Below are 22,260 nucleotides of genomic sequence, written 5' to 3'. Positions count from 1 at the left end.
CGACGGACGCTTCCGGGCAGGCTGGAAGCTGCTCGAACCGAACGGATGGGGGCGGGAGCCAATATGCCCCCTGCCCTCCCGATCAATGCTTGCGCGGGATCATGTGCAGCACGCCGGCGATGATCGCGCCGATGACGATGCCGACCACCGCCGACAGCGCGGCGTTGACGATCCAGTTCACGACGCCGCCGATCGCGGGCAGTGCCGCTGCGGCGTGATGCGCGACGTCGTGGATCAGGTGCGGCAGGGCGACGAAGCCGAACTCCTCCATCCCGTGCACGATGATCTGCCCGCCGACCCACAGCATCGCCGCGGTGCCGATCAGCGCCAGCGCCTTCAGCAGCACCGGCATCGCCTTGACCAGTCCGCGCCCGACCGTCTGCGCGACGGCGCTGGCGCGCTGGGCGAGGGCAAGGCCGATATCATCCATCTTCACGATCAGCGCAACGACGCCGTACACGCCGACCGTGATCGCGATGCCGACCGCCGCCAGCACCACCGCCTGCATCCACACCGGCATGTCGGGCAGTTCATTCAGCGCGATGATCATGATTTCCGCCGACAGGATCAGGTCGGTGCGGATCGCGCCGCTGACCTGCATGCGTTCCAGTTCGGCGGGATCGGCGATGGTCGCCGCTTCCGCTTCCGCATGTCCGCCGAGCCATGGGGCGAGGATCTTTTCCGCCGCCTCGAAACACAGGAACGCGCCCCCCGCCATTAGGATCGGGGTGATCGCCCATGGCGCGAACACCTTCAGCAGCAGTGCCGCGGGCAGCAGGATCAGCAGCTTGTTCTTCAGCGATCCCAGCGCGATCTTGCCGATGATCGGCAGTTCGCGCGCGGGCGAGAGGCCGACGACATAGCGCGGGGTCACCGCTGCATCGTCGATCACCACGCCTGCCGCCTTGGCCCCGGCGCGGCTCGCCGCCGCGGTCACATCGTCGAGCGACGCCGCCGCCAGCTTCGCGATCGCCGCGACGTCGTCGAGCAGTGCCACCAATCCGCCAGCCATCCACAATCCCCTTGTTCCGTAACCGACCGGTAGCGACACCCGTGCGGCAACGCCATGGCAAGCGTGACCGCAAATGATTTCCGGGGCCGCCGCCCGGCGGCGATCTGCGCACCGTAACGCACCGGCCCGTTGCGCGGTCGCCACCGCATGGGAACCGGCGGCGATGCCGCATTCGATCACGCCGTGTGACGCAGCGACAACGCCCCGCCGCCGGACGGACCATCGATCCCGCCGTACTTCCGCCTATCTTTTTGCACCGCGCAACGTGGCGGGAAAGGGCCGTTACCAATCTTACGCCCCGTCAAAGCGATCGGATGGCCGGCATATACGGGCCAGGCCGATCGCAAGACGCTGTCGGATCAGGACAGGCTGGGCTTTGCCATGGTGTCGATGGTCGAGCAGCTACGCGGCGTGGTCGGCGATGCGAGCGGCATCGCGGTCGAACGCGCCGCGGGCGCGATGCGGACCATCGCCCGGAAGATCGGCATCGTGCAGGAAATCGCCCGCCAGACCGATCTGCCGGCGCTGAACGCGGGGGGAGGTCGATGCCGTGCCCTTCCCGAAACCGGGCGACGCCGTCATCGGCACCGGTTGCCCCGGCGGCGTGGCACCCGCGCGACGGGCACCAGGACGCCGGGGCAATGCTATTCGGGCACGAAATTGGACGGGGTCATCGGCGGCGGCGTGTCGGGCGAGGTGAGCCGGCCGGTGTCGGGATCGTAGCGGAACGTCTCGACGATATCGCCGGTCGTGGCGGTGATGACGCCGCGGGCAAGGTCGTCGGTCACGCGCACGCCCCGCGGCGCGTCGGTACCGCAGCGGATCAGTCCGCCGTCCTGAAACCCGCCGACGCCCGCCGGACGGATCAGGCAGGCGCGACCGTCGGGGCGACCGATTTCCAGCCATCCCTCCGGCGTGATCCGGTGGAAGTAGAAGTCGCTCCCGTCCGGCGCGATGGTGGTGAAGGTTTCGCCCCGGCCATATCGGTGGCCGTTGCCCGGAAGCCCCTTCACCCCGACGCCATTATGGGTGAGCAGCCCGTCGGGGCCGAGATAATAATGGCCGATCTGCGTGCCGGTATTGCGCGGCCAGCGCAGGTGCATATGGACATGCGGCGGCGCGTCGACATGGCCGTGCGGTGCGTTGGTGTCGAACCCCATCACCTGGATACGCCCGAAGTCGCGGCGTTCGGCCTCTTCGCCGAGACCGAGCGTACGGATCACCTCGCGCTGCGCGAATTCGAGCACGTCCGCCGCACGCCGTTCCGTTTCCGGAAAGCGCCCGGTCGCATAGGCACCGGCGCGGCGCTGCGGCACGGCATGTTCGAAGCGCAGGACCATCCCCGGCTCGACGATATGGGTCGTGACCTCCGCCGCGGTGATCGCATCGTGCGCGAGCGGCGGGAGTTGCACGATCGTCGCACCGCCCGATCGAACGAACGGCACGTCGCCACTCTCCAGCACGACCCGGCGCACGGCGTCGGCCGGCCCCGTAAAGCGCAGTTCCAGCGAGCGGCGGCGCGGCACCGCCAGCGCGATCACCGTCTCACGCGCATTTTCCGCGGCGTAGAGCGGCGTCGTGACGACGGTGCAGGCACGACACGACGCCGGATCGAAGCGGGCGACGGGCGCGTCGGCCGATCCCCGCTTCACGAACTTTAGGACGACCTGCACCGTGTCGGCGGGCTGCTCCGCAACCGCTGGCGTCGCGGCGGACAGGCAAAGCGCGGCTACCCATGCACACGCCCTCACAGCGTCGGCTTCCACGAAAGGCCGAGCCAGAAAATGCGGCCGACCGGGAAGAAATAATTGACATAATCGCGGCCGACGCCCTGCCGGACGACGAACGGCGCATTGGTCACGTTCTGCACCTGCCCGACCAGTTCCATGCCGTCGCGGACCGCATAGCGCGCCTGGACGTCGACCTGCTGGCGGGGTTCCTGATACAGGTCGCGCGTCGGCGTGTCGCCGTCGGCCGATTGCAGCGCCCGGCCGATGCGGTTGTACGATCCGCGCAGCTCCACCGGGCCGATGCCGTAGAAGACGGTCAGGTTGGCGATATAGTCCGGCTGCTGGATCAGTCCGCTGGTCTTGCGCGTGGCTGGCAACCCGGCGGCGATGCCGGCGACGCTGACCGGCTGGCGATAGGATCCGTCGAGCAGGGTAAAGTTGGCGTTGAAGCCCAGCCCCGGCACGGCGGGAATCCGGTCCATCGCATAGGCGACCTCCAGCCCCTTCACCTGCGCGCCGGCGGCGTTGCGCGGGGTGCTGACGAACACGCGGTCGTAGCGGATGCCCTGGAACAGCGTGGCCGGTCCCTGCTGGCTGCTGGTGAAGATCTCGTTCCGGATGTCCTTCACGAACCCCGCGACTGAAATCATGCCCGCGCCCATATACCATTCGTAGGACAGGTCGTAATTCCACGCCTCGCGCGGTTTCAGGTCGGGGTTGCCGGTGTTGATCGTCAGCGTGCCGTCGGTGCCGACCCCGAACGACGTGCGCGCGGCATATTGGCTGTAATCCGGGCGGCCGATCGTCTTCGACACGCCTGCGCGCAGCCGCATCCCGTCGTCCAGCTGATAGGTGGCAAGCGCGGACGGCAGCCAATAGGCATAGTCGGTGGTGCGGCGCGTCGCCTGATAGTCTGACGCGCCGGCGCGGATCGGCGCGTTGGTGTCGATGACCAGCGTCGTCGCGTCATAGCGGACACCCGCCTGCACGTCGAAGCGATCGGCGCGGAACAACGCCTGGGCATAGCCGGCCTTCGTCGTTTCCAGATCGCGGAAATCGTCGGCGGCGTTGTTGCCGCGCTGGTCGGTGGTGACGAAGGAGGCACGGTTCTGATCGAACCGCTGCCATGCCGCCGCGCGGTCGATCAGCAGATAGGGGACACCCGGCGTCATATAGGTGCCGGGCCGCTGATCGTAGAGGATCGGTGCCAGCCCGCCGACCGCCTGCTGGCCGGCGACGGTGCCCGGCACATATTCGACGTACCGCTGATCGTAGGACAGGTCGGTGCGCGTCACCGCCGCACCGACATTGATCCCGAAACCGCGATCCTGTGCGGATGCGTTCGCGCCGAGGTTCACGCGCGCGAAATCGACGGTGGAGTCGAGGTCGCGGGCGATCTCGCGAAAATACAGCGCCTTGTAGCTGTCGGGGTTCGCGCCGGCGGCATCGTCATTGAACGTGAGCCGCGGCCGACCGTCGACGATGCGGTAGGCATAGCCGAATTGCGGCAGGAAACCGACGCTGGTGGTGCCGGGGCGCGGACTGGTGTCGTATTTTATCATCTCGCGCTGCTCGCGATATTGGGCGTTCGAGCGCGCCAGGACGGTGTCGAGCACGAAGCCGTCGCCGAAATCATGCCGCCCCTTGGCATCGATCAGCCAGGTATCGCGCGTCACCGGCTGAAAGGTGAGGCCCTGTTGCAGATCGCCCAGCGCGAAGCGGCCGCTCTCGGCGGTCACGCCGGTCGGCGCGCCGGTCGGCGTCGTCAGCACCTCATACCGGGTTTCGGTATCCTTGTCGCGGTAATAGCCGCCGAACAGCGACACCTCGGTCGCGTCGTCGGGTCGCCATTCGAGCTTCAGGTTGCCGCTCAGCCGCGTGCGCATGTTTTCGAAGAAATAATCCTGGTTGCGCACCGGCACCGCGAACCCGGTCGACCGATTGGGGAACGGCGTGCGCGCGCCGGCCGGCGTGAAATAGGACCAGCCAGCGCCGTTGGTGTCGCCGGGCAGTTCGGCGCGCGCGGTCGACGGCAGCCGCTGATATTCGACCGAGGCGACGACGCCGAAATCGCGATCGGCACCGAAGCGCATCGCCCCGGTCGCGTCCGCACGGATCGCCGGGCCGCCACTGCGCACCAGCTTGCCGGCGGTGTCGTTATACCCGCCATTGGCGTTCATCACGAGGAACCGGTCGCTGCGCCCGTCGAACGCGCTTTTCGACACGATGTTGATCTGACCGCCCAGCGCATGGGGATCATAGGGCGCGCTGACGCTCTTGATCGCCTCGATCCGCGACACCAGCGAGGCGGGCAGCATGTCGAGCCGCGCGCCACGGAACACCCAGTCGGGCGAGGCGAGCGGAATGCCGTCGATCGTGACGAGATTGTATCGCGGATCGAGACCCCGGATCGTGGCGCGTTGGTAGATGTCGCGGTTCTTGGTCGGGTCCGCGCCGCCCACCACCGACACGCCGGTGATGCGGCGGCTGGCCTCGACGATGTTCAGGTCGGGCAACCGGCCGACATCGTCCTGCGACACCGCGTCGAGGATCACCGCCGAATCGCGCTTCGCCTTCGTTGCCGACCGCTGCGATGCGTGGAAACCGGTGACGACGATGTCTTCGCCCGGATTGTCCTGTGTCGCGGCGTCGGTGGCCGGCGGCGACGCCGTCTGTCCCAGCGCCGACGTTCCCGTCAGCAGCGTTCCCGCAAGTAAGGTGGCCGTCCATCGTGTTCCGTAACGCATCGCGAATCATGTTCCCCGGTTGATCCGCTCTTTATATATCGTGCTGTATGATATTAATTTGACAGTCGTGGCCGATGTTGCGATTTTTCTGTTCCGCGCTACCGCGCTGGTGCGTTTTCGATGATGTCACAGCATCATGATCGGCGAGCAGCGCCGGCCACGGACCTGAAAGCGGCCGCCCCGTAGCGGTCGCTCGCGGGGCGATGACGGTGCTGCGACACGGTCGAAAACCGCTCTGGCCGCGCAGGATGAGGAACGACGGGCGATGAAGGCGGCAACGATATCCCATCGCGCACGCGCGGTGCTGTTCGCGGTGCGGCGGCATGGCAGCGTGTCGCGATCGGCGCTGATCCGCGAAACGGGACTGTCGGGCACCGCGATCTTTCGCGCGACCGAGGAGCTGGAGACGGCCGGGCTGGTCCGTGCCGGCGATGCCGTCGCCGCGGGGCGGGGCCAGCCCAGCGCCACCATCCATATTGAACCCGATGCAGCGTTCGCGATCGGCCTGTCGGTGATGACCGACCGCGCCGACGCGGTCCTGATCGACCTTGCCGGCACGGTGCGGGCGCGGCGCGAGGTGACGCTGCCCGGCATGCCGCGCGTGGCGATCCTCGATGCGGCGGCGCACTTCGGTACCGAGGAGCTTGCCCGGGCGGGGATCGACCGGCGTCGCCTGCGCGGGATGGGCGTCGCGGTGGCCGGCTATTTCGTCGGTCCCGGGACCGTCAATCCGGCACCGGAACTCGAAGAATGGGCGCTGGTCGATCTCGACGACGCGATCGCGCGCCATCTGGCGATGCCGGTCGTGGTGGAAAATATCGCCAATGCGGCGACGCTGGGCGAACGGCTGCTCGGCATCGGCGCGCGCTATACCAGTTTCTGCTACGTCAACGTGGCGGCCGGGTTCGGCGCGGGCATCGTGGTGGACGGAACGCTGATGCGCGGACGCCACGGCAATGCCGGGGAAATCGGCGGACTGTTCCTGTCGTCCGGCCGCGTCACGCCCAACCTCGTCACGTTGCAGGAATGCCTCGCCGCGCACGGCGTCCGCTGCGACGGCATCTCCGACATGGTCGCGCGCTTCGACCCCGCATGGCCGGGGGTCGATGCGTGGCTGGCCGACCACCAGCCGTCCTTTTCCTATCTGTTCGGCGCGCTCCGCTTCACGCTCGATTGCGAGGCCCTGATCCTCGGCGGACGGCTTCCGCGCGCGCTCGCCCGGCGGATCGTCGATGCGATCGACTGGCCCGAGGACAACTGGCCGATCCGGCGCGAGCGGCGCGCACCGGCGACGGTGACGGCGGTCGCTAGTCTGGAACCGGAATTGTCCGGCCCGCTGGGCGCGGCGTCGCTGATCTTTCATCGCACGCTGTTCGATTGACGCGGACGATAGCGGCCAACCCCAGACAGGACCCCGCGATCGCGACCAGAGCCGCGACCATCAGCAGCGACGGTGCCGACCACGGATCGGCCAGCGTCGTGCGATAGGGCGAGGTCGCCAGCACCTGCCCCAGCAGCAGCATCGCCGCCGCCTGCGCCAGCTTGGACACGCAGGTAAAGGCCCCGACATGGCGGGTGGCGCGCCCCGCCGCGGCATGGGTCATCGTCGCCGTCCACAGGACCAGCCACACGCCGCTGGTGCCGACCCCGAAGCCGAGCCCGATCGCCGCCGCCCCGACCGGCCCGCCGCGCGACGGCCCCAGCAGGACGACGACCGCGATCGTCAGCGCCGCTGCGGCCACCACCAGCACGCTGCCGTCGCCGAAGCGGCGTCGGGTGGCGACCCATAGCGGCTGGCTCGCCATGCCGCCGACCGCTGCCCAGAGCAGCAGTCCCATGCCCGCGCCGGCATAGGCGGCGTAATAGGGTTCGAGCGCGCGGAACGCGGCGCAGGCGAGCATCATCACCGCCAGCATGACCAGCACCGTGCGAAACGCGACCGGCGTGTCGCGTGCTTCCTGCAACGGCGTGGCCGGCCCGGCGGGGCGACCGGCGGGGCCGCGCACCATCCATGCCGTGGCGCAGACCAGCAGCGCGACGACTCCCGCCCAGACGATCCATGCCGTCAGGCTGCGGCCGGTGATCAACAACGGGGCGGCCAGCACGACCACGGCGAGGCTGGCCAACCCCGAACCGATGTTGCGCCGGGCCAGCAACAGGCACCGCTCCTCCGCCCCGGTGGCGATCAGCGCCACCATCGCGTTCTGCGGCACGTCGATGAAGGGATAGGTGGCGCGAAACGCGAACAGCGTCGTCATCGCCCACGCCACGCGGTACGCGGGATCGAGGAACGGCGTGGCGCAAAACAGCAGGAAAAACAGGCAGGTCGCCGGCGCGCCCCACGCCTGACGCCGGATCGCACGTTGCACATCCAGATCCGAAACGCCCCCCACAACCCCATCCAGCACCCCGTTGAGGACCAGCGATCCGGCCATCGCGAACCCCATGGTGCGTGCATCCAGGCCGCACGCCTCGGTCAGGAAGAATCCGAACAGCAAGGTGCTGGCGTGCCACAACTGGCTCTTGGCGAAGTGCGCCAGAAGATAGGGCATGGTGGCGACCCACCGCGGCGCGGCGGATATCGAGGACCGGCATTCCATCGAGCGGGCCTGCACGCGATCGGTTCGCCTAGCCGGAGGAAAAGCACCTGTGCGTTTCGCGATAGCACCGGTTTGTGCCGGTTTTATGTAGCTGCGTGATCGCGAAACTGCCGGCCGGCGTCGAGTCGTTCGCCGCCCGGCTCGCCGAAATCCATGCGCGGGCGGACTGGTTGGACGAGGTCAAGGCGTTGACCGACGGCAAGCGCGTGGACATCGTCATCGAAACCACCGGCGGCGACACCGTCGACGCCTGAGCGGGAGCAGGGACGATCATGAAGGCGTATCTCCTCGACCGATATGGCAAGGGCCGGGCGCTTCGGCTCGGCGACGTGCCCGATCCGGTGCCGGCCGCCGGGCAGGTGCTGATCGAGATTCACGCGACGGCGCTCAACCAGCTCGACGGCAAGCTGCGCGACGGTGCGTTCAAGCCGATCGTCCCCTACAAACCGCCCTTCATCCTCGGGCATGATCTTGCCGGCATCGTCGTCGGCGTCGGGACGGGCGTGCGCCGGTTCAGGGTCGGCGACGCCGTCTATGCCCGGCCGCGCGACCTGCACATCGGCACCTTTGCGGAACGGATCGCGGTCGCCGAAGCCGATGTCGCGGCAAAGCCCGCCAATCTGTCGATGGTCGAGGCGGCGTCGATCCCGCTCGTCGGCCTGACCGCGTGGCAGGTGCTGGTCGAGGTCGCGCGGGTGCAGCCGGGGCAGAAGGTGCTGATCCACGCCGGATCGGGCGGTGTCGGCACGCTCGCGATCCAGATCGCGAAACATTTCGGCGCCAGCGTCGCAACCACCGCCAGCGCGGCCAATGCAGATCTGGTCCGCAGCCTCGGTGCCGATATCGTCATCGATTACCGGACGCAGGACTTTTCCGAGATGCTGTCCGGCTATGACGTCGTGCTCAACAGCCTCGACGGCACGACGCTCGAAACGTCGCTGAAGGTGCTCAAGCCCGGCGGCAAGCTGATCTCGATCTCCGGCCCGCCCGACCCCGCCTTCGCCGAAGCGCAGGGGCTCAATATCGTCCTGCGCCTCGTGCTGCGAGCCTTGAGCGCGGGCATCCGCCGCAAGGCGAAGCGGGCGGGCATATCCTATTCCTTCCTGTGGATGCACGCCGATGGCGGCCAGCTGGCCGAACTGGGCACGCTGATCGAGCAGGGCGACATCCGGCCGGTGGTCGATCGCATCTTCGCGTTCGACCAGCTCAACGACGCGATGACGTATCTGGAAAGCGGTCGCGCCAAGGGCAAGGTGGTCGTGACCACACCCGCCGGATCGACCGAGGATGGAAAGGTTTCGACATGACCGAACGAACGGACTGGACCAGCACCCCCACCCGGACGATCGACGCCGCCGGTACGCAGTTCGCGTATCGGCGGCTCGGGCCGTCACACGGCGTGCCGCTGGTGCTCCTCAACCACTGGGGCGCCAATCTCGACAATTTCGATCCCGCCATCGTCGATCGGCTGGCGGAGGACCGCCCGGTCTATGCGCTCGATTATCGCGGCATCGGCCGGTCGGGGGGCAAGGCACCGGTGACCGTGGCCGGCATGGCGCAGGACATGATCGCCGCGATCCGGGCGCTGGGCCTGAACGCCATCGACCTGATCGGCTTCTCGCTGGGCGGGTTCGTCGCGCAGCAAATCCTGCTCGACACGCCCGACCTCGTTCGCCGTACCATCCTTGCCGGCACCGGACCGGCGGGCGGCACCGGTATCGCCCGGGTCGGCGCGGTCTCGTGGCCGCTGATCGTGAAGGGGCTGGTCACCTTCACCGATCCCAAGACCTATATGTTCTTCACCGCCAGCGCCAACGGACGCAGCGCGGCCAAGGCGTTCGTCGACCGGCTCGCGCTGCGCACCACCGACCGCGACACATCGGTCGGCATTGCCGCGTTGCTGCGGCAACAACAGGCGATCAAGGCGTGGGGGCAGCAGTCGCCGCAGCCGCTCGACACGATCCGCATCCCGGTGCTGGTCGCCAATGGCGATCACGACATCATCGTGCCGAGCGAGAATTCCCGCGAGCTGGCGCGCCGCATCCCCGGGGCCGAGATCGTCCTGTATCCCGATGCGGGCCATGGCGGCATCTTCCAGTATCACGAAGCCTTCGCCGAACGGGCGATCATGTTCCTCGACGCCTGAGCGGCTCCGGGGCGGCGGTTGGATCGGGACCGGCTGACGCCAAATGGCGGGGACGAAGGACGGAATGATCCGCCCCCCTTCCCGCTCCTTCCATATCAGCCGGCGATCGCAGCCTCGCCGGTTCCGGCAGCCGCCTGCGGCGACCGGATCCGGAACCAGATCGCGTAGAGCGCGGGCAGGAACACCAGCGTCAGCACCGTGCCGCCGATCGTCCCGCCGATCAGCGTAAACGCCAGCGACCCCCAGAAGACCGAGAAGGTCAGCGGGATAAAGGCGAAGACCGCCGCCAGCGCGGTCAGGATCACCGGCCGGGCACGCTGCACCGTCGCCTCGACCAGCGCATCATAGGGCTGCATCCCCTCCGCCTCGTTGCTGTGGATCTGTCCGATCAGGATCAGCGTGTTGCGCATGATGATCCCCGCCAGACCGATCAGCCCAAGGATCGCGTTGAACCCGAACGGCTGGTTGAACAGCAATAGCGTCGGCACCACCCCCACCAGCGCCAGCGGCGCGGTGAGCAGCACCATCGCCATCGCCGCGATCGAGCGGACCTGGAAGATGATGACGATCATCATCAGGATCAGCATGACCGGGAACACCTTGGCCAGCGCGGTATTGGCCTTGGCGGCTTCCTCCAGCGCCGCGCCGGCGGTGATGGTATAGCCCGCAGGCAGGCCGTCGATCAGCGGCTTCAGCTGTTGCAGCACCTCGCCCGCGATCTGGGGAGGCTGGACGCCGTTGCCGACATCGCCACGCACCGTGATCGTCGGAACCCGGTCGTAGCGGCGCAGGATCGGGGCCTCCATGCGGATCTCGATCCGCCCGACCTGCGACAGGGGCACGCGCTCGCCGCCCTTGCCCTTCAGCGTCAGACTGTCGAGCTGCGCGGGATCTAGGCGCTCGCTCCCGCCGCTACGCGCGACCACGGCAACCGACCGGATGTCCTCGCGAACCTCGGTCACGGTCGTTCCGGTCAGCAGCATCTGCAACTGGTCGGCGACGTCGCGCGACGTCAGGCCGAACGCGCCCAGCCGGTCCTGGTCGATCGCGACGTGCATGACCGGCACGCGCTCGCCCCAGTCGCTATTGACCTGCCGCAGCGACGGGTTGGCGCGCATCACGGTCGCGACCTTGTCGGCAAGGCTGCGCACCATCTGCGGATCGGGGCCGCCGACGCGGAAGGCCACCGGGAACGGGAAGGGAGGGCCGAACACGATCTGCGTCACGCGCACCCGCGCTTCGGGTGCCAGCCCCGCCGCCGCCGCGATCCGCGCACGCCGCATCAATTCCTCGCGTTGCTTCGCATCCTCGGTCAGCACCACGATCTTCGCGAACGACGGATCGGGCAGCTCGGGCGAGATGTTGAGCACGAAGCGCGGTGCGCCCTGCCCGACATAGGTCGTGACGATCTTCGCCTCGGGTTGCTGACGCAGCCAGCGTTCGACCTTCACCGCCGCTGCTTGGGTCGCGCCGATCGTCGTACCTTCGGGCATCTGGATTTCGACCAGCACTTCGGGCCGATCGGAAACGGGAAAGAATTGTTGGTTCACCAGCCCCAGCCCCAGAATCGCGACGACGAACATGCCGGCGACGGCAGCGACCGCCAGCCCCTTGCGCTCGACGATGCGCGCGATCAGCCGGCGCAGACGACGATAATTGGGGGTGTCGTAGATGGTCGCATGGCCCCCTTCGATCCGGGGGATGTCGGGCAGCAGCTTGACGCCGATATAGGGCGTGAAGGCGACCGCGACCAACCATGACGTCAGCAGCGCGAACATCACGACCCAGAAGATGTTGCCGGCATATTCGCCCGCGCTGGATTTGGCGAAGCCGACCGGCATCAGCCCGATTGCGGTGACCAGCGTGCCCGCCAGCATCGGCGCGGCGGTATGCCCCCATGCCCAGGTCGATGCCTCGATCCGGCTGACGCCCTCCTGCATCTTCACCACCATCGCCTCGATGATGATGATCGCGTCGTCGACCAGCAGGCCGAGCGACAGGATCAGCGCGCCGAGCGTGATGCGGTCGAAATCGCGGCCGGTCGCCAGCATGATGATGAACACCCCCGCCAGCGTCAGCGGCACCGCAGCCGCCACGACCACGCCGACCCGCCAGCCGAGGCTCAGCAGGCTGATCGCGATCACGACCGCCAGCGCCACGAAGAATTTCAGCATGAATTCGCCATACGCTTCGGCGATGTTCACCGACTGGTCGGTGATCTTCGTGAAGCTGACGCCCAGCGGCAGTTCAGCCGCGATCGCGGTGGTCGCCGCATCGAGGTCCTTGCCGAGTTGCAGGCCGTTATAGCGTTCCTTCATCACGACGCCGAGTTCGAGCGTCGGCTCGCCCTGATGCCGGATGAGATAGGTCGCGGGGTCCTCGTACCCGCGCTTGATCTCGGCGACGTCGCGCAGCAGCAGCGTACGGCCATCGGCGACGATCGGCGTCGTCCCGACCGCCTCGACCGAATCGAACGGCCCGTCCAGCCGCACCTGCACCTGCGGCCCGTGCGTGTCGATCGATCCCGCCGCGGTCAGCAGGTTGCGGTCGCGCAGCGCGCCCAGCACGTCGGTGGGTGCCAGCCCCAGCGTCGACAGCCGGTCCGCCGACAGGTTGACGAAGATGCGCTCGGGCCGCTCGCCGATCAGCAGCACCTTCTTGACGCCCGGCACGCGCAACAGGCGATTGCGGATCGTCTCCGCCTCGCGCACCAGCAACCGGGGCGGCACGTCGCGGGCCTTCAGCGCATAGAGCGTGAAGGTGACGTCGCCGAATTCGTCGTTGACCAGCGGCCCGACGACGCCGCGCGGCAGCTTCGGCGTCTCGTCGATCAGCTTCTTGCGCGCCTGATACATTTGCTCGGGCACCTGATCGGGCGGGGTCGTGTCCTTCAACCAGAGCTGGGTGAAGGCATAGCCGGGGCGCGTGAACGTCTCGCTGCGGTCATACCAGGTCAGTTCCTGCATCCGCTTTTCCAGCGGTTCGGCCACCTGGTCCTGCATTTCCTGCGCGGTGGCACCGGGCCAGACGGTCGTGAAGGTCATGACCTTGATCGTGAAGCTCGGATCTTCCGCGCGACCGAGATTGAGGAACGCGAACAGGCCGGCGATCGAGATGGCGATGATGAGGAACAGCGTGATCGGCCGCTCTCGCACCGCCAGCGCCGACAGGTTGAACCCGCCGCTCACAAGGCACCGTCGCGGCCGTCGGCCACCCGGACCTCTTCGCCCTGATGCAGCAGATGCGCACCCATCGCCACGAACCGGTCCCCTGCGTTCAGCCCGCCGCTGATCTGCGCGGTTTCCTCGCCAAGTCCCGCGATCCGGACCGGTCGCCACGAGACGCGCCGATCACGCGCTCCGACCACCCAGACACCCGGCCCGCGACCCGCGTCGTGCAGGGCCGACAGCGGCACCTGTATCGCCGCATCGCCCGACGCCCCCGGCAGCGTGATCCGCACCGTGGCACCAAGCGGCGCGGTCGCCGCCGCGCCTTGCAGCACATAGCGCGCCTCGAACGTCCGGGTGCGCGGATCGGCGGAGGAGGACAATTGGCGAAGCCGTGCGGTGCTCTCGCTGCCGCCATCGTACAGCGTCGCGCGCGCGACCGATCCGATGGCCGGGCGGACCGATTCGGGCAGGCTGACCGTCGCCTCGCGCGGGCCGGCCTCGGCGACCTGCACCACCGGCTGCCCCGCGGCGACCACCTGTCCCGGCTCGGCCAGCGTCGCCACGACGACGCCGTCGGCGGTCGATCGCAGGACCGCGTAATCGGCGGCATTGCCCGCGATGCGCGCCTGTGCCTGCGCCGCGCGCAACTGCGCCTGCGCCGACAGCGATGCCGCCTTCATCTGATCGTAGGTTGAGGCCGACACCGCGCCCGCCGCCACCAGATCGCGATAGCGCCGCTCGTCCGCCGCGGCCCGTTCCGCCTGCGCGCGGGCGGCGTCGACCGTCTGCGCCTGCGACGCGGTCTGAAGCAGCAGATCCGTCGGGTCCATCCGCATCAGGATCTGCCCGCGCCGGACCCGCTGACCGACATTCACCAGCCGCTGCGTCACCTTTCCGGCAACGCGAAAGCCGATGTCGCTCTGCACGCGCGCCGATACGACGCCGGTGAAATAGCGGCCGTTCCCGGCAGCCGGCGCGGCGACCGCCACGCGGACCAGCGGCGGCGCGGTACGCGGGTCCGCCTCCTGCTTGCCGCATCCGGCAAGGAACAGGGCGGGCGCACTCAGAACAAGGGCGTTGGCAAGCGAGGAGCGGCGGAACATGGCGACATCTTTCGACGAAAGGATATCGCTCGATAGCCGAAGTGACCGTATTGTCAATTGGTCACGAGTAACTCACCGCGATGGTGCGTTCAGGGGGCGAGGCTGCGCAGGACCAGACTGATCATCTCGTTCGCGCCCCGCGGCAGGTCGTCCAGTTTATATTGCAGCATCACCGGGTTCGCGAAGGGCTCCATCGCGCCCACGATCGCGCGGCAGGTTTCGTCGAGCGGCGTCTTGCGCTCGAATTCCCCCGCCGCCCGCCCCTCGACGATGATGTCGGACAACAGACCCACCAAACGTTCGATATAGGCTTGCGAACTCGGCCATTTCTCGATCGAGGAATGGACGGCGATTTCATAGATGCGCCGGTCCTGCGCGAACAGTTCGACGCTTCTGCCAACCAATGTCTCGGCGAAAAGGCGCAATTTCTCGGTCGCAGAACTGCCCCTCTCGACCGCGCCCCGCACATCGCCGAAGATCGATTCGAGACATTGGCCGCAAATCGCCTGTCCGATCGCCTGCTTCGAATCAAAGAACTTGTAGATATAGGCCTTCGAAAATCCGATGGCCTTGGCCAGATCGGACACGGTGGTCTTGCCATATCCGTAATGACTGAAATGCTCATAGGCGGCCGCCACGATCTGATCGCGCGTCGCGTGGTCGGTCGGGCCCCGCTGGCCGGGCAAGCTCATGATATGCGGTTCATTCATCCGTGCATCATATCGCCTGACGTCCAACTTGACAACGAGTGACCAATAATGACATTGGAAACCAACCTTATCGATTGGACCGCCATGCCGCGCGCTCGTTCTACCCTCCTCCTTGCGCCTCTGCTCATCATGGCCGGTTGCGCGGCGGGGCCGGCGTATCAGCGGCCGCAGGTCGCGGTGCCCGCCCGTTTCCACAACGCGGATGCCATCGACGCGCGCCCCGCCTCGACGCCGGTCGACCTCGTCACCTGGTGGCGCGGCTTCAACGATCCGACGATGGTGACCCTTGTCGAGGAAGCGTTGCGCAACAACCTCGACATCGCGCAGGCGGCTGCTCGCGTGCAGCAGGCGCGGGCGGGACTGCGCGCCGCCAACGCGGCGTTGCTGCCGAGCGGACAGGGTACCGCCAATGCGACCTATCAGTCGCAATCGCTCGAAACGCCCATCGGGCGCGCGCTCAGCGCAGCACCGGGTTTCGAACGGAGCACCGGTCTATATGGTGCCGGTGTCGGCGCGAGTTGGGAACCCGACGTCTTCGGCGGCCTTCGCAACGGCCAGACGGCGGCGCGGGCGGACTATGCGATGTCGCGTGCCGAGGTGTCGGGCGTACGGATTTCCGTCGCGGCGCAGACGGCCGAAACCTATCTGACGATCCGCGGTCTTCAGCAACGTCTCGCGATCGCGGTGGAGCAGGTCGAAACCCAGCGCCGTCTCGTCGCGATCGTCGATCTTCAATTCCGCAAGGGGGTCGCCGCCGAACTGCAACTGCGTCAGGCGGAGGGCGCGTATCAACAGGTCGCCGCGACGCTGCCCGGACTGCGCATCGCATTGGAAACCGCGATGAATGCATTGGACGTGCTGACCGGCCAGCAACCGGGTACGCATCATGCGGCATTGGCGAGCGTCGCACCGATCCCCGTCGCACCGAAGCTTTCGGATGCGGGCGGCCCCGCCGACCTGTTCCGCCGCCGCCCCGACCTGATCGCCGCCGAACAGCGCCTGATCGCGAGCAATGCCCGGATCGGATCGGCGCTCGCCGAATATTACCCGAAGTTTTCACTGAGCGGACTGGTCGGCACCGCGACCACCGCGGTCGGCGGGCTGTTCGGATCGGCTGCCACGCAGGGGCAAGGCATCCTCGGCCTGCGCTGGCGTTTGTTCGATTTCGGCCGGGTCGATGCCGAGGTCGCGGCGGCGCGCGGACGCGATGCAGAGGCGCTGGCCGCCTACCGCCTCGCCATCGTCAGGGCGTCGGAAGATGTCGAGAACGCGTTCGCTGCCGTCGCCGAACGCGAGGGTCAGATCCGAACCCTGCAACAGGGCGAAACCGCGCTCGACCGCGCACGATCCGCCTCCCTGGCAGCATATAAGGGAGGCGTCGTAAGCCTCATCGAGGTGCTCGACGCGGAAAACCGCCTGCTCGCCACGCGCGACGCTGCGGCGCAGGCGCGGGTGCAGTCCGCACAATCCGCCGTCGCGGCATTCCGGGCGTTGGGCGGCGGGTGGTCGCCGACCGAAGACACCGTCGCATCAAACTGAAAGAACGGTCGGCGGATCGCAGGGCAGGTCGGGCGGTGCCGGCGCGCCCGGCCGCCGCGATCAATTGCCGCTGCGGATGAGGCATCATAGCCTGATAGCTCCTGCTGGTACCGGTCAGCGGTCGATGGCGACAGGATGCATATTCGGGTATTAATCCCGGCCTCCACGTTATCGAAAGACCGATCATGAAGCTCAGCGCACGCAACCAGATTTCCGGCACGATCACCGCAATTACGCCGGGGGCCGTGAACGGCTCGATCAAGGTCGACATCGGCGGCGGCAATATCGTCACCGCCAGCATTACCGAAGAAGCCATCGCCGATCTCGGGCTGGCGACCGGCGAGACGGTCACCGTCATCATCAAGGCCAGCGACGTGATGATCGGCAAGTAGGATGAAGCTCGGCCCCTTCTGGCTCAAGATCCAGATCGCCTGCGGCGATGCGCTGGCCATGGGGCCGGGCAAGGCCGACCTGCTGGAAGCGATCGTCGCCGAAGGTTCGATCAGCGCCGCAGGTCGTGCGCTTGGCATGAGCTATCGCCGTGCCTGGCTGCTGGTCGACGAAATGAACCGGTGCTTCGATCCCGTGCTGGTCGAAACGATCAAGGGCGGCGGTCGCGAACGCGGGGCGAAGGTCAGTGCGACTGGCCTCGCCGTCCTCGAAGCCTATCGCGAGATGGAGCGCGAGGCCGCCACCATCGTCGAGCGCCCGGCCTATCGCCGGCTGCGCGCCCATCTTCGTGCCGAGCCGGTCACCAATAGCTGAACGCAAGACGATCGAGCAGCCAACACTAACTCTCTATATACGGCAAAATATATCCTCGATATACGCCCGAACATAATGCGGCCATGCGGACCGCAAAAAGGGGTATTCATCGATGTCGAAGCGGTTCGCAGTGCTGTTCTGCGCCACGGCCATGCCTGCGTTCGGCGTTCCGGCCATCGCCCGGACGGTTGCGACGGACGCATCGCAAAGCGCCGCTGACGATGCAGCCGATGACGGCCTCCCCGAGGTCATCGTCACCGCACGACGCCGGGCGGAGGATGCGCAGCGTGTGCCCGCCGCCTTGTCGGTGGTGGGCGGCGACCTGATCGACCGGAGCTATACGGTCAATACGCAGGGGCTGACGACGCTGATCCCGACGCTGAACTACAGCTCGGCCAACCCGCGCAACACCGCCTTCACCATCCGCGGGCTGGGATCGAGCGTGGTCGCGGTTAGCCAGGCGAACGACGGGCTGGAGCCGGGCGTCGGCTTCTATGTCGATCAGGTCTATCACGCCCGCCCCGCCACCGCCGCGTTCGACTTCGCCGATATCGAACAGGTCGAGGAATTGCGCGGACCGCCGGGCACGTTGTTCGGCAAGAACACCACGGCGGGCGCGCTCAACATCACCACCCGCGCGCCGACCTTCACCCGCGAAGGCTTTGCCGAACTGTCCTACGGCGATTACAACTTCGTGCAGGCGAAGGGCTGGGCGTCGGGACCGATCACCGACACCATCGCCTATCGCATCTCGGGCGTGTCGACGCGGCGCGACGGCGTGCTCGACAATGTCCGCACGGGGCGCGATGCCAACACGATCGGGACGCAGGCGGTGCGCGGGTAGTTGCTGTTCAAGCCCGACGACACGATCCAGATGCGGGTCATCGCCGACTTCACCAATTTCCAGGCCTATTGCTGTACGCAGGTCTATCTGCGCACCGGCACGTCGCTGCGCGCCGCCAACCGCCAGTTCGGCGGGCCGAACGGTCTAGCCGCGCAGTTCGGCTATGCGCCACCCAGCACCGACGCCTATGATCGCAAGACTGACATCGATGGTCCGCTCGGCGTCGACACCAACGAAGGCGGCGTCAGCGCGATCACCGACTGGAATCTGGGACCGGTAACGCTGACATCGGTCAGCGCGTGGCGCTTCTGGAACTGGGATGCCGAGAACGACCGCGACTATACCGGCATTCCCGTCCAGCTGTCGCAGCACATCCCCTCGCGACAGGACCAGTATAGTCAGGAGTTGCGGCTCGCCTCGAACGGCAGCGGACCGCTGTCCTATGTCGTCGGCCTCTATGGCTTTCGGCAGCGGCTGACCGGGCGGCCGATCAGCATCTACGGTCCCGCGGCGGCGCGTTACCTGATCGGGACGGTGACCGGGACCACGCCGGTGCCTTCGAACCTGCTCGACGGCTATGGGCAGGACGGCCGCACCGACTTCCGCAGCTTGAGCTACGCCGCGTTCGCCGAGGTTAATTATCGCTTCCTCGATCGTCTGACCGCGACGGTCGGTCTGCGCTACACGCAGGAGGACAAGGACGGTTATTACACCACCACCGTGTCGGGCGGTCTGGCCACCACCAACGCCGCGCTCATCAACGCCCGTCTCGGCGTGCTGCGCCCGCAAAGCTATGAGGCGCATGACCGCGACGGCAGCCTGTCGGGGCGCGGCAACCTCGCGTGGCAGGTAACCGACACGACGATGGCCTATGTCAGCTATGCGCGCGGCTTCAAATCGGGCGGCATCAACATGTCGGGGCTACCGCTCGACGGCAACAACCGGCCGGTGCTGGCGACCGCGGTCGTCCGTCCCGAACGCAACGAGACCTACGAGATCGGCGTCAAGAACACGCTGTTCGACAACCGCCTGATCTTCAACATCGACGGCTTCTACACCAAGGTCCGCGATTTTCAGGCAACGGTGGTCGAAAATTCGCTGACCCAGACGGTGCAGCTGCGCGGCTATCTGTCCAACATTCCGCAGGTGACGGTGAAGGGGATCGAGGCGGACGTGACGGCGCTGATCCTGCCGGGGCTGAGCGCGCGGACCAGCGTCGCCTATTCCGACGGCGACTATACCGACTATCCCGCCGGTCCCTGCCCGCTGGAGGTGCAGACCGCTGCCACCACGCGGTGCAGCCTGACCGGTCGCCGCCTCGCCTCGTTGCCGCGCTTCGCGATCACCGCCGGGCTGGATTACCGGCGGCCGGTCGGCACCGGGCAGATTTTGCTCCATGTCGACACCGGTTCGCGCAGCGGCTTCAACGGCGATCCCAGCCTCTCGCGCTTCACCTATATCCGCGGCTACAACCTGACCAACGCCAATATCGGCTATCGCTTCGCCGGCGGGACCGAGGCGATCCTGTGGGCGCGCAACCTGCTCGACGCCGACTATATCCAGAACCTGACGATCCAGGCGGGCAATTCGGGTTTGATCGTCGGGACGCCGAGCGACCCGCGCACCATCGGCGCGACGATCCGCTTCCGCGTGTAGCACGCCACGGCGGGCGAAACCGGACGACAGCCAGCAAGACAGGCCAGGAACGGGCAGCCGGTCAAACACCGGTCGGTTTTCAGGTCCGGGCGGATGGGAAACAGAGGTCAGATCACCAAGGATGAACCTCCCATCCGGCCATTTTTATCGCTTTCAAAATATAGTGTTACACAATGTTTCCGTTAGCGCGGAATTAACCGTCGCAGCCCTAAGCTATGACTTCCTGAAAACCGGTGGGGCTGGACGACGTCGTAGATTATTCGTGGCAGGTTTCGACAAGGTGGGTTTGTAGGCAACCCCTGTCGATGCGGTACCCCTGCGTGTCCGATTAAGATCGATGGCACTTGGCACCGTATCTCAATGGGCTTGCTCTATGAAACGCCTCTTCTGCGTTGGCACCTCGATGTCCGCGCTCTTGCTCTCCGCGCCCGTATTCGCCCAAGGCAATCCGGCGGACGAGAGCGAAATCCTCTCGCTGTTGCGCGCGCAGGCAAGCGAAATCGCCATGCTGCGGGCGCGGCTCGAAGCGCTCGAAGGCAGGCCGCCTGCTGCCGCCGTCGTTCCGATGGCGGCCGCCGATACGCCGGCGCCGCGCCAGCAGGCGTCGACCGCCGCGGCATCCACTATCGGCCATGACAGCGAAACCGTGTCCTTCGCCCCACAGATCATTCCGGCAAGCCCGGCCGAACAGACCGTGGCACAGGCACGCGCCGCTGCCATGAACCCATCGGGGGTCACCACCGAATGGCGTGGCGGATTGCCGATATTCCACTCGGCCGACGGCAAATACACGTTCAAGATGCGCGGCCGGATCATCAATCATGTCAGCTCGACCTTCGGGTCCGGCTATGACGCGCGCAACATCACGACCACCGGCGCCCGCGCGCTGCGCATCGGTATCGAGGGTGCCATCGGGACGCACTTCTTCTACCAGTTCGAAAACGACTTTGCCGACAACGTGTCCGATGTCGGCACGATGTTCGTCGGTTGGCGCAACGACATCGGGCAGATGTCCTACGACGTCCGCTTCGGCAACATGTTCAACGATCGCAGCTTCGAAGGGTCGAGCGGGTCGGACGCGCCGCCGTTCCTCGAACGGAACGTCGTCGCGACCTCGATTATCCCGCAGCGTGGCTTCTACGGCATCGCACTGATGCCGCGGATCTTCTGGAACAGCGGTCACGCGTCGATCACGCTCAGCGGCGACAATGTCGACGCCAATCAGAGCGTGTCGGACAGCCGGACGGTCCTCGCGCGCGCGCACTGGAACCCGCTCAAGACCGATCGGTCGATCGTCCATTTCGGGCTGTGGGGCTTTGATGAAAAGCTGGCCAACGGGCCGGGTTCGCTGACCCGCAACACCGTGATCGGCGGACGTTTCAACAGCCTGTTGCGGGTTTCGACCGGCACGCTGACCGGCGGAACCGGCACCACCGGCTATGGCACCGAACTCGGCGGGTATTCGGGCCCGTTCTGGGTCATGGGCGAAGCGGGCGAGCGCCATGCACGCCTGAGCGGCGGGCGCGACGATCTGCTCACGCGGGCGTGGAGCCTGTCGGGCGGCTGGTTCGTCACCGGCGAGCTGCCACCGTACAACCCGCGCCTCGGCACCTTCGCACAGCCGCGCGTCCTGCGCCCGGTGTTCGACGGCGGGCCGGGGGCCGTCGAATTGCTGACGCGGTACGAGAATCTAGATTATAGCGGCGTCGCGACCGTCGGCAACGGATCGGCGGTGACCGCCGGGGTGAACTGGTATCTCGACAGCATCATCCGGTTGCAGTTCAACCTGATCCACTGGAACACCGACAATCGCGCCGGCGCGTTTGTCGGCAAGGACAATGGCGAGACCGTTACCGGCGGGATCGGTGTCACCTTCTGATCGTCAGTCGCACAGACGGGCTGCGCACAGGGTTTGCCCGTGCGCGCCTTCCCCACCAGCGCGGCCGGCAAATTGCTCGGCCGCGCCATCGACGCGGTTCGCGTTGCGTGTCTCGATGGCGACGGGAGGGCTGCAAGGCAATTTCGGCTCACGCTACGGCCAGTTGGGTTGCCCGAGCGCGACACGGCGCGCTGTCCCGCGCTGCAATGTTGTTGTCGCTTTCGGGGTGCCCTTGACGCACAAGCGGCAGCGACGGACGACGGGGTCGGTGCGTGGCGCAACCCGCCCCGGTCCGTCGGGCCAGCGCCCCGGCACGATATCGCGTATCTTGCGTACGTCCGAGGCGAACCGGCGCAAAG

General features: G+C 67.0%; 16 protein-coding genes and 1 pseudogene. 9 read left to right on the top strand and 8 right to left on the bottom strand.

Features of this window, described 5'->3' with window-relative positions; genetic code table 11:
• Positions 1–82 precede the first annotated feature (82 nt).
• The 4 genes from ASE70_RS04875 to ASE70_RS04860 all read right to left on the bottom strand — a co-directional run bounded on the left by ASE70_RS04875 (position 83) and on the right by ASE70_RS04860 (position 5,489).
• The gene (locus tag ASE70_RS04875) at positions 83–1,012 is read right to left on the bottom strand and encodes a DUF808 domain-containing protein (protein ID WP_056501997.1); all 930 of its coding nucleotides are present in this window, start codon (positions 1,010–1,012) and stop codon (positions 83–85) included.
• Between the two features lie 359 nt (positions 1,013–1,371).
• Entirely contained in the window at positions 1,372–1,500 is a 129-nt protein-coding gene (locus ASE70_RS20860) for a hypothetical protein (protein ID WP_268795539.1), read from the bottom strand.
• Between the two features lie 156 nt (positions 1,501–1,656).
• Complete coding sequence (locus tag ASE70_RS04865) at positions 1,657–2,763, bottom strand: hypothetical protein (protein WP_056502124.1); 1,107 nt, start codon at positions 2,761–2,763, stop codon at positions 1,657–1,659.
• On the bottom strand, positions 2,760–5,489 hold the full coding sequence (locus tag ASE70_RS04860; RefSeq protein ID WP_056501993.1) for a TonB-dependent receptor: 2,730 nt from the start codon (positions 5,487–5,489) through the stop codon (positions 2,760–2,762). The genes ASE70_RS04865 and ASE70_RS04860 overlap by 4 nt, the downstream gene beginning before the upstream one ends.
• 265 nt (positions 5,490–5,754) lie before the next feature.
• Here ASE70_RS04860 and ASE70_RS04855 point away from each other — a divergent pair, with 265 nt between their 5' ends.
• Entirely contained in the window at positions 5,755–6,870 is a 1,116-nt protein-coding gene (locus ASE70_RS04855) for an ROK family transcriptional regulator (protein WP_056501991.1), read from the top strand.
• Here the strand turns inward: ASE70_RS04855 and ASE70_RS04850 are convergent.
• Positions 6,797–8,041 carry an MFS transporter gene (locus ASE70_RS04850; RefSeq protein WP_162235923.1) on the bottom strand — a complete coding sequence of 415 codons (1,245 nt, stop codon included), beginning with the start codon at positions 8,039–8,041 and terminating at the stop codon, positions 6,797–6,799. The genes ASE70_RS04855 and ASE70_RS04850 overlap by 74 nt on opposite strands.
• A 143-nt stretch (positions 8,042–8,184) precedes the next feature.
• Here ASE70_RS04850 and ASE70_RS19495 point away from each other — a divergent pair, with 143 nt between their 5' ends.
• The 3 genes from ASE70_RS19495 to ASE70_RS04840 are packed head-to-tail and all read left to right on the top strand — an operon-like array spanning position 8,185 to position 10,235.
• Positions 8,185–8,343, top strand: coding sequence for a hypothetical protein (locus tag ASE70_RS19495; RefSeq protein WP_156355986.1), 159 nt, complete (start codon positions 8,185–8,187; stop codon positions 8,341–8,343).
• Between the two features lie 18 nt (positions 8,344–8,361).
• The gene (locus ASE70_RS04845) at positions 8,362–9,396 is read left to right on the top strand and encodes an NADP-dependent oxidoreductase (protein ID WP_056501986.1); all 1,035 of its coding nucleotides are present in this window, start codon (positions 8,362–8,364) and stop codon (positions 9,394–9,396) included.
• Positions 9,393–10,235 (top strand): alpha/beta fold hydrolase, encoded by an 843-nt coding sequence (locus ASE70_RS04840; protein WP_056501984.1) that lies wholly within the window; start codon positions 9,393–9,395, stop codon positions 10,233–10,235. Before ASE70_RS04845 ends, ASE70_RS04840 begins: the two co-directional genes overlap by 4 nt.
• A 95-nt stretch (positions 10,236–10,330) precedes the next feature.
• Here ASE70_RS04840 and ASE70_RS04835 read toward each other — a convergent pair whose 3' ends face one another.
• From ASE70_RS04835 to ASE70_RS04825, 3 genes are all read right to left on the bottom strand, one after another.
• Positions 10,331–13,423 (bottom strand): efflux RND transporter permease subunit, encoded by a 3,093-nt coding sequence (locus tag ASE70_RS04835; RefSeq protein WP_056501981.1) that lies wholly within the window; start codon positions 13,421–13,423, stop codon positions 10,331–10,333.
• On the bottom strand, positions 13,420–14,508 hold the full coding sequence (locus ASE70_RS04830; RefSeq protein WP_056501977.1) for an efflux RND transporter periplasmic adaptor subunit: 1,089 nt from the start codon (positions 14,506–14,508) through the stop codon (positions 13,420–13,422). Before ASE70_RS04830 ends, ASE70_RS04835 begins: the two co-directional genes overlap by 4 nt.
• An 89-nt stretch (positions 14,509–14,597) precedes the next feature.
• The gene (locus ASE70_RS04825; RefSeq protein ID WP_056398894.1) at positions 14,598–15,218 is read right to left on the bottom strand and encodes a TetR/AcrR family transcriptional regulator; all 621 of its coding nucleotides are present in this window, start codon (positions 15,216–15,218) and stop codon (positions 14,598–14,600) included.
• Positions 15,219–15,302: 84 nt separating this feature from the next.
• On the opposite strand from ASE70_RS04825, the gene ASE70_RS04820 reads away from it, so the two are divergent.
• The 5 genes and pseudogenes from ASE70_RS04820 to ASE70_RS04800 all read left to right on the top strand — a co-directional run bounded on the left by ASE70_RS04820 (position 15,303) and on the right by ASE70_RS04800 (position 21,901).
• The gene (locus ASE70_RS04820) at positions 15,303–16,757 is read left to right on the top strand and encodes an efflux transporter outer membrane subunit (RefSeq protein ID WP_056502121.1); all 1,455 of its coding nucleotides are present in this window, start codon (positions 15,303–15,305) and stop codon (positions 16,755–16,757) included.
• Between the two features lie 185 nt (positions 16,758–16,942).
• The gene (locus ASE70_RS04815) at positions 16,943–17,149 is read left to right on the top strand and encodes a TOBE domain-containing protein (RefSeq protein WP_056501975.1); all 207 of its coding nucleotides are present in this window, start codon (positions 16,943–16,945) and stop codon (positions 17,147–17,149) included.
• 1 nt (position 17,150) lies between these two features.
• Positions 17,151–17,522, top strand: coding sequence for a winged helix-turn-helix domain-containing protein (locus ASE70_RS04810; protein WP_056501971.1), 372 nt, complete (start codon positions 17,151–17,153; stop codon positions 17,520–17,522).
• A 112-nt stretch (positions 17,523–17,634) separates the two neighbouring features.
• Positions 17,635–20,022, top strand: a pseudogene (locus tag ASE70_RS04805) (TonB-dependent receptor).
• Between the two features lie 403 nt (positions 20,023–20,425).
• Entirely contained in the window at positions 20,426–21,901 is a 1,476-nt protein-coding gene (locus ASE70_RS04800; protein WP_156355984.1) for an OprO/OprP family phosphate-selective porin, read from the top strand.
• Positions 21,902–22,260 lie beyond the last annotated feature (359 nt).

Origin of the sequence: Sphingomonas sp. Leaf22 (genome assembly GCF_001421715.1) — a bacterium.
Lineage (GTDB): Bacteria > Pseudomonadota > Alphaproteobacteria > Sphingomonadales > Sphingomonadaceae > Sphingomonas.
Note: the sequence above shows the minus strand (reverse complement) of the source record. Positions and strands in the feature narration are given on the sequence as shown.

Excerpts from the sequence above, each read along its gene's own strand:
- ASE70_RS04825 (WP_056398894.1), bottom strand. The coding sequence starts at position 15,218 with ATGAATGAACCGCATATCATGAGCTTGCCCGGCCAGCGGGGCCCGACC.
- ASE70_RS04830 (WP_056501977.1), bottom strand. The coding sequence starts at position 14,508 with ATGTTCCGCCGCTCCTCGCTTGCCAACGCCCTTGTTCTGAGTGCGCCC.
- ASE70_RS04815 (WP_056501975.1), top strand. The coding sequence starts at position 16,943 with ATGAAGCTCAGCGCACGCAACCAGATTTCCGGCACGATCACCGCAATT.
- ASE70_RS04810 (WP_056501971.1), top strand. The coding sequence starts at position 17,151 with ATGAAGCTCGGCCCCTTCTGGCTCAAGATCCAGATCGCCTGCGGCGAT.
- ASE70_RS04800 (WP_156355984.1), top strand. The coding sequence starts at position 20,426 with ATGTCCGCGCTCTTGCTCTCCGCGCCCGTATTCGCCCAAGGCAATCCG.
- ASE70_RS04845 (WP_056501986.1), top strand. The coding sequence starts at position 8,362 with ATGAAGGCGTATCTCCTCGACCGATATGGCAAGGGCCGGGCGCTTCGG.
- ASE70_RS04820 (WP_056502121.1), top strand. The coding sequence starts at position 15,303 with ATGCCGCGCGCTCGTTCTACCCTCCTCCTTGCGCCTCTGCTCATCATG.
- ASE70_RS04860 (WP_056501993.1), bottom strand. The coding sequence starts at position 5,489 with ATGCGTTACGGAACACGATGGACGGCCACCTTACTTGCGGGAACGCTG.
- ASE70_RS04855 (WP_056501991.1), top strand. The coding sequence starts at position 5,755 with ATGAAGGCGGCAACGATATCCCATCGCGCACGCGCGGTGCTGTTCGCG.
- ASE70_RS20860 (WP_268795539.1), bottom strand. The coding sequence starts at position 1,500 with ATGCCGATCTTCCGGGCGATGGTCCGCATCGCGCCCGCGGCGCGTTCG.
- ASE70_RS04850 (WP_162235923.1), bottom strand. The coding sequence starts at position 8,041 with ATGCCCTATCTTCTGGCGCACTTCGCCAAGAGCCAGTTGTGGCACGCC.
- ASE70_RS04875 (WP_056501997.1), bottom strand. The coding sequence starts at position 1,012 with ATGGCTGGCGGATTGGTGGCACTGCTCGACGACGTCGCGGCGATCGCG.
- ASE70_RS04840 (WP_056501984.1), top strand. The coding sequence starts at position 9,393 with ATGACCGAACGAACGGACTGGACCAGCACCCCCACCCGGACGATCGAC.